Origin of the sequence: Xenorhabdus indica, assembly GCF_014467235.1 — a bacterium.
GTDB classification, from domain to species: domain Bacteria; phylum Pseudomonadota; class Gammaproteobacteria; order Enterobacterales; family Enterobacteriaceae; genus Xenorhabdus; species Xenorhabdus indica.
In genome coordinates, this window is record NZ_NKHP01000039.1 from 1 (window position 1) to 15,399 (window position 15,399).

The 15,399-nt window shown below is 51.8% G+C and carries 2 protein-coding genes; both read right to left on the bottom strand.

The genetic code is table 11. The features are described 5' to 3' along the window. On the bottom strand, window positions 1-8,190 hold an 8,190-nt coding region (locus Xind_RS18665; RefSeq protein ID WP_187650805.1), incomplete at its 3' end, for a non-ribosomal peptide synthetase. Continuing rightward, on the bottom strand, window positions 8,187-15,399 hold a 7,213-nt coding region (locus Xind_RS18670; RefSeq protein WP_187650806.1), incomplete at its 5' end, for a non-ribosomal peptide synthetase. The genes Xind_RS18670 and Xind_RS18665, both read right to left, overlap by 4 nt.

The window sequence follows — 15,399 nt, forward strand, 5'->3', positions numbered from 1 at the left end:
TTCCAGACTGCGTTCGGTACAGATAGCTACCCTGTCATCAGGCTGGACACCCAGCGCCAGCAGATGATGGGCCAGTTGGTTGGCACGGCGGTTGAGTTCGCGGTAGCTGAGGGATTGCCCTTCAAATTCCACCGCGGTGGTCTCAGGCGTGCGTTCCACTTGTTGCTCAAACAGCTCGTGGATCAATGTTTCTTGTGGGAAATCCGCCTGCGTCGCATTGAAATCCACCAACAGTTGTTGACGTTCAGCAGAAGGCAGCACTGGCAGACTCAGAATAGAGCGCTGGGGTTCAGTTACCAGCGCTTTAATCAGGCTGCTGAGGGCGGTAGCCAAATAGTTTGCTATCCGTACAGGCTCGATCCCTGTAATGGTTTGAGCGACTAAGTTGAAGCCTTCCCCTAAATCATCTACCGAGAGAGTGAGTGGATAGTTGGTACGCTCCTCAGCGGTCAGTAGGCGAATACCGTTCCAATCTATATTGGCCGAATTTGGCTGGCTATGACGATAATTGAACAGCGTACTGAATAACGGTAATGGTGGAGTCACTCCACTACAGCGTTGCGCTAGCGTCAGGGGAGCTTGTTCATGCTCCAGTAGTATCGTCAGGTCACGGAAAGTGGATTGTACCACTTCCAGCACACTGCGATTGGCAAGAGATACCCGTACTGGCAGGGTATTGATAAACATCCCCATGACCCGATCAGCTCCGGCCGTACCGTGTAGGCGACCCAGCAGTACGGAACCGAAAACCACATCATCACGGCCACTGGTCTGTGCCAACACTTGAGCCCAGGCGACATGAAACAGCACACCAGGGCTAATTCCCAGATGGCGGGCCTGATCACGGATCGCTTGTGCCAGAGTGTGATCCAGAGGTAAACGGGCTTCTGTGATATCCCCACCGTCACTTTGCGCATTAAGCAGCCCGAATGGGGCGGTTGGTGCATCGACATCGGCAAGTTGGGCACGGAAGTAATCCTCATGTACCGACACGGGTACGCTCAGGTTCTGGGCAATAAAGTTACGATAAGGCAATGGCGCTGGCAGAGCGTCTGTTTGCCCCTGTAATAACAGGGAAATCTCATTGATGATAAGCTCTAAGGTCATATGATCACCAACCAGATGGTGGAAACCCAAGGCCAATAGCCATTCATCATTATTAACCGGATCGTGGGCAATATCGGCGGTAAGCAATGGTGCCTGACTCAGATCGAGCCGACGGTGGCGTGGATCAGTGTGTGCCTGTAATTGAGCCTGCACATTATCTGTGGAAGCCGGTACAAAATTAGTTACCGACATCGGTGCTTGACGCCAGACTACCTGTACGGGCTGCGCCAGTCCTTGCCAGCAGACAGCCGTGCGTAGGATATCGTGACGGTCAATGATTTGTTGCAGGGCATCAAGGAAAGCGTCGAGACGTTCACGGCTATCAAAGGCAATCAGACTGTTTAACAGATAAGAATCACCTTGTTCTTGTAGCCGATGATGGAACAAAATACCTTCTTGTAGTGGTGAAAGAGGATAAATATCCTGCACATTAGCGACTCCGCCTGCCACAGTTTTAACGATAGTGTCGATTTCTGTTTGAGACAGTGCCACCAATGGCAGTAGATCAGGAGTAAGTTCAGTACACCCTTCAGGAATACGGTTAGGTGGCACAGTAAAGACAGATTCACCCTGATATGTCTGAATAATCTGCGCCATATCGGAGAGAATCGGCGCTGAGAAGACAGCACGGGCATCAAGTGCCTGTCCCTGTCGACGCAGTCGTTCAATCAGGCTGACAACCATCAATGAATGACCGCCAAGCTCGAAGAAATGGTCATAACGGCCAATGCGCTCCAGTCCCAACAGGTCTTGCCAAATTTGTGCTAGTGCAATTTCCAGCTCTCCCTTAGGAGCCTCATAGCCTCGTGTTGCTACGGCAGACTTCTCTGGTGCAGGCAATGCCTTACGATCGAGTTTACCGTTAGGGGTAAGCGGGAAAGTTTCCAGTGTCACAAAAGCACCAGGCAACATATATTCGGCCAGATGTTGGGCAAGTTGTTGACGCAATTCGGCTGGCACCAGCTCAATATCAGGTTGAGCCAACATATAGGCCACTAAGCGCTTATCGTCAGGCGTATCCTCACGAGCTATAACAATGGCTTCACGTACCCCCGGGCACTGCGTGAGGCGCGCTTCGATTTCACCCAGTTCGATACGGAAACCGCGCAGTTTGACCTGAAAGTCGTTACGGCCGAGATATTCAATGTTGCCATCCGGTAGCCAGCGGCCGATGTCACCCGTTTTATACAGACGAGCCCCTGACACGGCTGAGAATGGATCAGGAATAAATCGCTCCGCCGTCAGTTCTGGACGGTTCAGATAACCACGGGCGACACCAACACCACCGATATGAATCTCTCCAGCCACGCCGAGAGGTACTGGCTGACCTTGGGTATCCAGAATATAAATTTGCGTATTGGCGATAGGCCGGCCTATCGGTGGCACTCTCTCATCTTGGGCATCGCACGGGTAGAAGGTTGCACAGACAGTACCTTCCGTCGGTCCATAAGCATTGATGATGCGCCGTCCTGTTGCCCAGCGCTTAACCAACGATGGTGGACAAATTTCACCGGCCAGAACCAGGATGGTCAGGTCAGGCAGTTCAGCATCAGGCCTTAAGGTACTGGCTGCAACGGGTGGCAGGGTTACATGAGTGATCGCCTGAGTTTTCAGTGTATTAATCAGAGACTCACCAGGTAACAGAGCTTCACGAGATGCCAGAACAAGGCAGGCACCTTGACACAGTGTGGTCGCAATTTCGGAGATGCAGGCATCAAAACTGAAAGAAGCAAATTGCAATAGTCGGGTGTTAGTTGTGATATGGAATGCTTCAATCTGTGCCTGAATCAGATTGTACAGACCACGATGTTCAACCATCACCCCTTTAGGCTGACCGGTGGAGCCAGAGGTGTAGATAACATACGCCAGATGGTGTGAAGCCAGTCCCAGAGCACGGGCATCAGGATTACTTGTTGCGCAGGCATCGAAGACCGGAGCATCAAGCAGCACGGTAGGCCTGTCGCCACTCAGTGTTTGAACCAGTGAAGTCTGGGTAAGCAATACCACTGGCGTCGCATCATCCAGCATATAGGTCAGCCGTTCGGCCGGATAGGCGGGATCGAGCGGCACATAGGCCGCACCGGCTTTGAGGATACCCAGTAATCCCACTATCATTTCCGGGCTACGTTCAACACAAATAGCGACTCGGTCATCAGGTTGGACGCCCAGCGCAAGCAAATGGTGCGCCAACTGGTTGGCACGATGGTTTAGTTCAACGTAGCTGAGGGTGCGCTTTTCAAACACCACAGCCGTAGCGTCAGGGGTACAGGCCGCTTGTTGCTCGAACAATTCATGAATGAGAGCTGTCTGTGGGGCGTTCTTCTCAGTGGCATTAAAACCCACCAGTAACTGCTGACGTTCTGAGGCGGGCAGGATATCCACACTCAGGACTGGAGTATTTGGTGTGTCGGCTAATAACAATATCAATTGTTCCAGCGCGCTGACCAAATAGGCATTCACCCTGACCGGATCGACAGTGTTAATGGTTTGGGCTGATAACACAAAAGAGTCACCATCATCGTCAATCGAAATCCCCACCGGATAGTTAGTGCGTTCGCGTCCACCCAGACTTGTCACACCAAATTGCTCCAAATTAGGCGAGTCGGCGTTTATGTCACTCATATGCCGGCAATTTAACAGAGAACTGAACAACGGCATATTACCGAACCCACTATAGCGCTGCACAAGAGACAATGGGGTCTGTTCATAACGCAGTAAATTGGCACATGTGTCATTCGCTGTTCTGACAAGTTCCTCAACACTGATCCCATTCAGTTTCAGTCTGACAGGCAGGGTATTGATGAACATTCCCAGTGCGCTCGGACTCCCTGCCATGCCCGACATACGGCCTGACAAGGTGGTTCCGAATACGACATCGTCACAGCCGCTGGTACGGGCGACAACCAGTGCCCAGCCAGCATGGAACAAAGCCGCGGGGCTGGTGCCCAGCCTGCGGGCTGTTTCACGGATCGTACGTGAGAATGTGGCAGTAAGGCACTGACGGGCTTCTGTAATATGCTCGCCCCCTTCCTGAACATTAATCAGGCCAAAAGGTGCTGTCACTTCATCAAAGTCCGCCAGATATTCCCGGAAAAAGGTTTCCGCTGCCTGAATGTTGTCTTTCTGGCGTGTATAAGCAACAAAGTTCCGGTAAGGAACCGATGGCGGTAAATCGCCCCCTTTCCCCGTTAAAAAAGCGGCCGTTTCTGTGAGAAAGTTCCGCAATGAGAGGTTATCGTCAATGATGTGATGGAATTGAAGCAATACATATAACTTGGATGAGCCTGGGTCAGCCGCGATTTGTAAATGTATCAATGGCGCCTGGGATAAATCCATGGACGAATGTGACAACGTCATACGCGCTTGCAGACTGGCAACCACGTCACTGCCATCCTCAACTGTCAGGTAATGAACAGACAAGGGGGCGTGCCGATGCACGACCTGAACGGGTTGAGACAGTTCATTCCAGTGAATAGCGGTGCGCAGGATATCATGCCGGTCGATGACTGCTTGTAATGCCGCTGTAAAGACTTCAAGGTCTGTCTGATTTTCAATACTTAATAGTGACGAAATAATGTATGGATCTTTGGCCGGTTCCAGCAGATGGTGGAACAGGATACCTTCCTGCAATGGGGCAAGCGGATAAATATCCTGCACATTGGCGACTCCGCCAGGAACTGCATTGATGATGGTGTCAATTTCGGTCTGTGACAGCGCTACCAATGGCAGCATGTCGGGAGTCAATGCCGTGCAGCCTTCAGGAATACGGTTAGGCGGCACAATGAAGGCTGGCTCTCCTTGATACGTCTGCATAGCCTGAGCCAGATCGGCCAGAACGGGTGCAGTGAATACCGTGCGGACGTCCAGCTCCCAGCCAACGTGGCGCAGTCGCTCGATCACACTGACAACCAGCAGTGAGTGACCGCCGAGTTCGAAGAAATGGTCATGACGACTAACGCGTTCCAACCCTAACAGGTCTTGCCAAATTTGCACCAGTGTTGTTTCCCGCTCTCCTATCGGTGCCACATAGTCACGTGTGACTACTGACGAACGGTCAGGGGCCGGCAATGCTTTACGGTCAAGCTTGCCGTTAGGAGTAAGCGGGAAAATCTCCAGCATCACAAAGGCACTGGGAAGCATATACTCGGCCAGATGTGGAGCAAGTTGCTGACGCAGTTCGACTGGCACCAGTTCAACACCGGGCTGGGGGCGTAGATAGGCCACCAGACGGGTATCACCCGGAATGTCTTCACGGGCGATAACAACCGCTTCCCGCACGCCTGCACATTGAACCAGACGCGCCTCAATTTCCCCCAGTTCAATGCGGAAGCCACGCAGCTTGACCTGAAAGTCATTGCGACCGAGGTATTCGATACTGCCATCCGGCAACCAGCGACCAAGGTCACCCGTTTTATACAATCGTGCATCAGGCGTATTAGAGAACGGGTCAACTATAAAGCGTTCCGCAGTGAGTTCAGGGCGGTTAAGATAACCACGGGCAACACCAGCCCCACCGATATACAGCTCACCCGTTACGCCAATCGGGACTGGCTGAGCGTGATGATCGAGGAGGTAAGCGCGCAGATCGGGTAATGGCTGGCCAATCAGGCTGCCACGTCCTTCGGTAATATCCTCCTCGGTCAGTTCCCGATAGGTAGCATGGACGGTGATTTCGGTGATGCCGTACATATTCACCAGACGGGTCTGCGGAAGTGGGTTATTAGCAATCCAGTGCGCCAGCATCGGCAATTCCAGCGCTTCACCACCGAAGATAATGCAGCGCAGGGAATGTACCGTATCATCCTGAGCAGAGATAAGCTGGCGGAAAGCGCTGGGTGTCTGGTTCAGCACGGTCACACTCTCATGGCACAACAGCGCATAGAATTCCTGTGGTGAGCGCGCACAGGCCGCCGGAACAATAACCAGCTTGCCACCGTAAGACAGAGCGCCCCATATCTCCCACACCGAGAAATCAAAAGCAAATGAGTGGAACAAGGTCCAGACATCATTGCGGTCAAACCGGAAATCGTTTTGTGTTGCGGCTAACAGGCGAATGACATTTGCGTGTTCAACCATGACCCCTTTGGGCTGACCAGTGGAACCGGAGGTGTAGATAACATAGGCCAAATGGCGAGAAGTCACCCCCTGTGCGCGGCAGTCTGGGTTGCTATCCAGTTCTTTGTCAAAGACGGATGAGGAATTGGCATCAAGCACCACAGTGGGCAGTTGGCTGCCTAAGATTTCCACTTGGGTAGTCTGGGTTAGCAAGGCCACAGGAGCGGCATCGTTAAGCATATAGGTCAGCCGTTCAGCCGGATAAGCCGGATCGAGCGGCAGATAAGCTGCACCAGTTTTGAGAATACCCAGTAGGCCGACAATCATTTCCAGACTGCGCTCAACGCAGATAGCGACGCGATCATTAGGTTGGACACCCATGGCAAGCAAATGGTGAGCCAGTTGATTGGCGCGGCGGTTCAGTTCACCGTAGCTGAGGCTCTTCCCTTCAAACACCACGGCAATGGCGTCAGGCGTCAGTGCAACCTGTTGTTCAAACAATTCATGGATCAAGGCTTCCTGTGGAAAGTCGGTCTGCGGCGCATTAAAATTCACCAGTACCTGTCGGCATTCCGTCGCGGACATCATCGGCAACGACGAAATAGCCTGCTTCACATCTGCAATCATTGCTGTCAGTACGTTCTCAAGGTAACCCGCTATACGAATGACGGTATCCTGATCGAACAAGTCAGTCGCATATTCCAGTTTCCCAACCAAGCCAGAAGTGGTTTCGACAAGTGACAGTGACAGGTCAAATTGGGCACTGCGTTGTGGTTGCTCAATGAGTGAAACCTCCAGATCAGGCAGCTTCATTTCCTTCTCTGGGACGTTGTTCAGCGCCAACATGACCTGGAAGATGGGGTTGTAACTCAGACTGCGAGCAGGTTGTAATGCTTCCACCACCTGCTCGAAAGGCAGATCCTGATGCGCATAAGCTGCAATCGTCCGTTCACGAACCTGTCTAAGCAATTCAGATAGGGTATTGCATTGGCTGGGTTGGACACGCAAGGCCAAGGTATTGGCGAAAAAGCCAATCAAACCTTCCAATTCTCTGCGTGTACGATTGGCAACGGGAGTACCAATGACGATATCGTCCTGACCACTGAGGCGAGCAAGAACGACAGCCCAGGCAGTAAGCAAAGTCATAAACAGGGTCGTATCCTGTCTTTGACTCAGCGCCTTGAGGGAGGCGAGTATATCAGTGCTCAGGTGGATAGGTACTTGACTGCCGACATAACTTTGTACCGACGGGCGTGGCCGATCAGTGGGTAATTCAAGTAAGGCCGGTGCTCCCTGAAGTTGGTTGCACCAGAAATCACGCTGTTTGGTAAGGTTGTCTCCCTGCAACTCTCTGCGTTGCCAGTCGGCATAGTCGGCGTATTGAATAGGCAACGGAGGTAACAAGGCATTGTGACCATTGAGAGCAGCGTGATAGAGCGTGGTGAGTTCACGAACCATGATACCGATGGACCAACCGTCGGAGATAATATGGTGCTGGGTCAGCAACAGCACATGCTCCTCATCGGCAAGTTGCAACAATTGACCACGAATTAGTGGACCTTGAGTGAAATCAAAAGGCGCACGCGCCTCATATTCGGCAAGTTCGGCAACACGATCGGTGCGAGCGGTTTCGCTTAGAGAACGCAGATCCAAACAGGTGAGTGAAAAACCAATGTCTGCGGGAGCGATCTGCTGACAGGGCTGACCATCAACCAACGTAAAGTGAGTGCGCAGACTCTCTTGGCGGGCGACAAGGCTATCAAGTGCCGAGGTGAGTGCCTGCGGGTTCAGTTTACCTGAAAGCCGCAGGGCCACAGGTATATGGTAGGCAAGACTGGCAGCAGAATCGAACTGTCCGAGGAACCACAGCCGTTGTTGAGCAAAGGACAACGGTAAAGGTCTATGGCGATCCACTTCCCTTATCGGTAAATGCAATTGGCGATCTCCGTGTTTTTTTAACTGCTCTTTAAGCTTTTTCTCTAAAACGGCCCGCTTGAGCATCTCGATATTCATGTTATTTTTGGTCATTGATCAGTATCTCCATCTAAAATCGCCATTAACTCTTCTATCGACATTGAATCGAGGTCACTTTTTATTGATTCAACACCATTTCCCCATGCAGAACTCATTTGCGCAGAAAGAATGACTTCTGCTAATTCTGATAATTTTGGGGATTGGAAAATTGAGACGATGGGTATGTCTATTAAAAATTCAGTTTGTATATGCGTTATTAATTGCACAGCAATGAGCGAATGACCGCCTATCTCAAAGAAATGGTCATAACGTCCGACACGCTCCAATCCCAACAGTTCTTGCCAAATCTGAGCCAGAGTGCGCTCCACTTCTCCAACAGGTGCCTCATAACCGCGTACTGACACGGCTGACTGCTCAGGGGCAGGCAGCGCCTTACGATTAAGCTTGCCATTAGGCGTCAGCGGGAAAGTTTCCAGCGTCACAAAGGCACTGGGCAGCATATATTCTGCTAAATGCTGGGCGAGTTGTTGGCGCAGTTCAGTTGGCACGAGTTCAGCGTCAGGCTGAGGGAGGAGATAAGCCACAAGGCGGGTATCGTCCGGGCTATCTTCACGAGCGATAACAACCGCTTCGCGTACCCCTGTGCACTGTGAAAGACGTGCTTCGATCTCGCCAAGTTCAATGCGGAAACCGCGCAGTTTGACTTGAAAGTCATTGCGGCCCAGATATTCAATGCTGCCATCTGGTAACCAGCGACCGAGATCGCCGGTTTTATACATTCGAGAACCCGTGACTGATGAGAATGGATCAGGCATGAAACGTTCTGCTGTCAGAGCTGGACGGTTCAGATAACCGCGAGCAACACCAGCACCACTAATATAGATCTCACCGGCAACACCGAGAGGGGCTGGTTGACCTTGTTTATCCAGAATATAGATCCGGGTATTGGCAATAGGCTGACCGATGGAAGACGACATTCGGGTCAGGTTGTTTAACGTGGACCAAACTGTCGTTTCCGTTGGTCCATATAAATTCCAGAGCGCAGGAACCTGTTGCAGCAACTGCGTTGCCAGTGTTTCCGGCAACGCTTCCCCACCGCACAACACTTTAAACTTAGCTGGCAGTGTGAAATCCGGTAGTTGCAACAACATACGCCACGTTGAGGGAGTTGCCTGCATGAGTGAGACATTATGACGAATAATCAAGGCGGCCAATTGTTGTGCATCTGCTGCCTGCGCTTGAGTCGCCAGTACGATACGTGCTCCTGTCAATAACGGCAGGAATAGCTCCAAAATGGAAATGTCGAAGGAGAGAGAGGTTACACTCAGTAAAATATCCTCTTCCGTAATACCGGGTTCCTTGCTCATCGCACACAGGAAATTCACAACATTACCGTGCTCAACCATAACTCCTTTTGGTTGCCCCGTTGAACCTGAAGTGTAAATCACATAGGCCAGATTATGGGGGGCCAAACCTAATGTCTGAGCATCAGGATTACTTTCTGTACAAGCACTGTTTTCTGCACAAGCACTGTATAGAGGTGCATCAAGCAATACGGTGGGCAAATTGCTGTCCAGTGTTTCCATCAGGGTAGTCTGGGTCAGCAATGCCACAGGAGAGGCATCATCAAGCATATACGCCAGTCGTTCGGCTGGATAGGCCGGATCAAGCGGTACATAAGCTGCACCTGCCTTGAGGATACCCAGTAACCCCACTATCATTCCCACACTGCGCTCAACGCAGATGGCTATCCGATCGTCCGGTTGCACACCGAGTGTGATCAAATAATGGGCCAACTGGTTGGCACGTCGGTTGAGCTCACCATAGCTTAGGGATTGCCCTTCAAAGACTACGGCAGTAGCGTCCGACGTGCGTGCTGCTTGTTGTTCAAATAACTCATGGAGCAGGGACTCTCTTGGGAAGTCAGCCTCGGTGGCATTGAAGTCCACCAATAGCTGCTGGCGTTCAGTAGCAGGCAAGATTGGTAGACTCAAAATTGGTCGCTGGGGTTCAGTTGCCAGTGCTTCAACCAGACCGCTGATAGCTGTAGCTAAGTAGTTCACCAATCGGGTGGCGTCGATACCTGTAATAGCTTGGGCCACTAAATTAAAACCTTCCCCCAAATCATCCACCGAGAAAGTCAGCGGATAGTTATTACGCTCTTCTGCCATTAACATGCGCATACCATCCCAGACTGTATCATCCACACCCGGCTGGCTATGGCGATAATTAAGCAGGGCGCTGAACAATGGCATCGGTGGTGTCACACCACTGCAACGTTGGGCTAATGCCAGCGGGGCCTGCTCATGCTCCAGCAGTGTTGTCAGGTCACGATAGGTGTTCTGCACCACTTCCAACACGCTGTGTTCAGCAAGAGATATCCGTACTGGCAGGGTATTGATAAACATCCCCATTACCCGATCAGCACTGGCAGAGCCTTGTAGGCGGCCCAGCAATACAGAACCGAAGACCACATCATCACGATCGCTGGTCTGCGCTAATACCTGTGCCCAGGCAACATGGAACAACACGCCCGGACTGATCCCCAAACGACGGGCTTGGCTACGGATCGCTTGTGCCAGTGTGGTATCCAGAGATACACGAACTTCGGCTACACTATTTTCACCGTTGCCCTGCACATTAAGCAGACCAAAAGGCGCTGTTGGTGCATCAATATCGGCGAGTCGGGCACGGAAGTAATCTTCATGCACGGAGTTCGGCACGCTCAGGATCTGTGCGATAAAGTTGCGGTACAGCGGTGAACCAGGCAGTTCCTCTGCCCGTCCTTGTAACAGCATACGAATTTCGTCGATGATAAGCGTCAATGTCATATGATCGCCGATCAGATGATGGAAGCTCAGTGCCAACAACCACTCGTGACTGTTCGAATCATGGACTATATCGGCAGTAAGCAATGGTGCCTGGTTAAGATTAAGTCGGCGCAGTCGCGGATCGATATGAGCCTGTAACTGGGCTAAGACATTGTCCTCTGAAGCTGGCACAAAGGTGTTCACTGGCAACGGAGCTTGACGCCAGACTACCTGTACGGGCTGAGTCAGACCCTGCCAACAGATGGCGGTACGCAGGATATCATGGCGATCAATTACTTGCTGTAACGCTTCAAGGAAGGCATCGAGACGTGCACGGCTATCAAAGGCCACCAGATTGTTTAACAGATAGATGTCCCCTTGCTCCTGTAACCGATGGTGGAACAAAATCCCCTCCTGTAACGGAGCGAGTGGATAGATATCCTGCACATTGGATATTCCGCCGGGTACGGTATCGACAATGGTATCAATCTCGGTCTGGGACAGGGTCACCAATGGCAATAGATCGGGAGTGAGAACAGCGCAATCTTTGGTAATACGATTAGGTGGAACAATGAAGGTTTGTGTCTCTTGGAGAGACTGGATAGCCAGAGCCATTTCAGAGAGCATTGGCGCGGTGAAGATACTGCGGACATCAAGTGTCTGGCCTAAATTACGTAGCCGTTCAATCAGGCTGACCGCCATCAGTGAATGACCGCCGAGTTCAAAGAAATGATCGTGTCGGCCGACACGCTCCAGTCCCAGCAGATCTTGCCAAATCTGTGCCAATGTTGTTTCCAGCTCTCCTTCTGGTGCCTGATACCCACGCATTGCCACCGCAGACTGTTCAGGGGCGGGTAGCGCTTTACGGTCGAGTTTACCGTTAGGGGTCTGTGGGAACGTATCCAGCGTGACAAAGGCACTGGGCAGCATATACTCGGCTAAGTATTGTGCCAGTTGCTGGCGCAATTCAGCCGGTACTAATTCAATACCGGAATGAGGCCGAACATAGGCCACCAGACGTTTGTCACCCGGAATGTCTTCACGAGCGATAACAACAGCCTCATCTATTTCTGGGCACTGAACCAGACGCGCTTCAATTTCACCCAGTTCAATACGGAAACCGCGCAGTTTGACCTGGAAATCGTTGCGACCGAGATATTCAATATTGCCATCAGATCGCCAGCGACCGAGGTCACCGGTCCGGTACAGACGGGCACCTGAATCTGCTGAGAATGGATCGGAAATAAAGCGCTCTGTCGTAAGTTCCTGACGGTTGAGGTAACCACGGGCCACGCCAGCGCCGCCAATGTAAATCTCACCGATCACACCAAGAGGAACCGGCTGGCCCTGTGCATCCAGAATATAAATCTGGGTATTGGCGATCGGTTGTCCGATAGGCATGTTTTCGACGGTACTATTCTGATTATTAACATCCTGATCATGAGTATCAAACGCAATGCAACCCACTACCGTTTCGGTTGGGCCATACTCATTGATAATGCGTGAGTCAGGCGATAGTTCATGCCAAAGTGCTACGATTGATTGAGATAGCGCTTCCCCACCAACGACGAAACAACGTGCAGGACAAGTCTGTTTTGCAGCCTGTAATTCCTGACCAATTGCAGCAAGATGAGTAGGGGTAATCTTAACCAGAGTAGTCGGTTCCATCGGTATGGATAACAGTGCAGGTACCAACTCAATAAGTTCCTGACCTTCACGGATCAGGTGCATTTTGCCCCCACAAATCAGAGGCAGATAAATACTGGTGACTGTGGCATCAAAGGCAAAAGGTGATGACACGATGCTGTCTATCTGTCCGGCAGTTGCATAATGACTGAGAGCCCACTGTAGGTAATTTCTGAACCCTCCGTGTTCAACCATGACTCCTTTGGGTTGACCGGTAGAGCCGGAGGTGTAGATGACATAGGCCAAATGATGCGAAGTCAGCCCCAGCGCTTGGGTATCCGGATTACTTTCTGTGTCATTGTCGAAGGCCGGGGCATCAAGCAGCACGATAGGCAGGCTACTGCCTAGTCTTTCAATCAGTGAAGTCTGGGTAAGCAGTACCACTGGCGTCGCATCATCCAGCATATAAGCCAGACGTTCGAGTGGATAAGTTGGATCGAGTGGCACATAGGCGGCACCCGCCTTGAGAGTCGCCAATAATCCCACTACCATCTCCGGGCTGCGTTCAACACAAATGGCGACACGGTCATCAGGTTTGACGCCCAGCGCAAGCAAATGGTGCGCTAGCTGATTAGCACGCTGGTTCAGTTCAGCGTAGCTGAGGGTACGCTCTTCAAACACTACAGCCGTGGCATCAGGGGTACGTTCTGCCTGTTGTTCGAACAGTTGGTGGATAAGAGCCTCTTGTGGGAAGTTCCGTTCAGTGGCATTAAAGCCTGCCAGCAATTGCTGGCGCTCTGAGACGGGCAGCACATCCACTTCCAGGGCAGAAGTACCCGGTTTGTCCGCCAATATCGAGACCAATTGTTCCAGTGTCCTGACCATATAGGCATTCACTCTGGCCGGATCGACCGTGTTGACAGTTTGGGTGGATAATACAAAAGAGTCACCATCGTCATCGATCGAGATCCCCACCGGGTAATTGGTGCGCCCGTAGCTAGACAGACTTGTCACGCCAAACCGCTCCAGATTAAGCGCACTAGTGTCTTTGTCTCTCATGTGTTGGCAATTTAACAAGGAACTGAACAACGGCATATTGCCGAACCCGCTATAGCGTTGCACAAGAGACAATGGGGTCTGCTCATAACGCAGTAAATTGGCACAGGTGTCATTCGCTTTTCTGACAAGTTCCTCAACACTGATCCCATTCAGTTTCAGCCTCACAGGCAGGGTATTGATGAACATGCCCAGCGCGCTTGCACTGCCCTCAAAGCCTGACATACGGCCTGACAAGGTGGTCCCGAATACGACATCGTCACGGCCACTGGTTCGTGCAACGACCAGTGCCCAACTCGCATGAAACAACGCCGCAGAACTTGTGCCTAGCTTGCTGGCCGTTTCACGGAGGGTGCGTGATAATTCGGCATTAAGGATTTGGTGTGTTTCTGTCGTATTTTCACCCCCTTCCTGAACGTTAATCAGGCCAAAGGGCGCCGTCACCTCATCGAGATCTGCCAGATATTCCCGGAAAAAGGTTTCCGCTGCCTGAATGTTGTCTTTCTGACGTGTATAAGCAACAAAGTTCCGGTAAGGAACCGATGAGGGTAAATCGGCGCTTTTTCCTGTTAGGAAAGCAACCGATTCTGCCAGAAAATGCCGTAATGAGAGGTTATCGTTGATGATATGGTGGAACTGAAGCAAGACATACAGCCTGGATGAACGTGGATCAGCCGCAGTCTGTAAACGTATCAGTGGCGCATGGGATAAATCCATGTGCGAATGGGACAATGTCATATGTGCTTGCAGACTGGCAACCACGTCACTGCTCTCCTCCAATGTCAGGCGATGAACAGATAATGGGGCGTGTCGGTGCACGACCTGAACTGGTTGGGATAACCCGGCCCAATGGATAGTGGTGCGCAGGATATCGTGCCGGTCGATGACCGCTTGTAATGCGGTTGTGAAGGCTTCAAGGTTTGCCTGGTTATCGATACATAACAGCGACGAAATAACGTATGGATCGTTATACGGATCAAGTCGGTGATGGAACAGGATACCTTCCTGCAACGGGGCAAGCGGATAAATATCCTGCACATTTGCAACCCCACCAATAACCTCGTTACTAATGATGTCAATTTCCGATTGTGACAGTGTTACCAGAGGCAGCATCTCAGGGGTAATTACCGTGCAACCATCAGTAATCCGGTTGGGAGGTACAATAAAGGCCGCTTCCCCCTGATATGTCTGAATAGCCTGAGCCAGATCAGCCAGAATCGGTGTGGTGAATACTGTGCGGACATCCAGCTCCCAGCCAACATGGCGCAGCCGTTCGATCACCCTGACGACCAGCAGCGAATGACCGCCTAGCTCAAAGAAATGGTCATGACGGCCGACACGTTCCAGCCCCAGCAGGTCTTGCCAAATCTGCACCAACAGAGTTTCAACCTCCCCCTGTGGCGGTTCATAGCCACGCGACACCATAGCCAACTGGTCAGGGGCAGGCAGGGCCTTGCGGTCGAGTTTGCCGTTAGCGGTAAGCGGGAAAGTGTCAATCATGACAAAGGCGCCGGGCAGCATATACTCAGCCAAATGCTGTGCCAGCTCCTGACGCAGATCAGCCGGCACCAGTTCAACCCCGGACTGGACGCGGAGATAAGCTACTAAACGAATATCACCGGCAGTATCTTCGCGGGCGATAACAACCGCTTCCCGCACGCCAGTACACTGGACCAGACGCGCTTCAATTTCCCCCAGCTCAATACGGAAGCCGCGGATCTTGACCTGAAAGTCGTTGCGGCCGAGGTATTCGATACTGCCATCCGGCAAC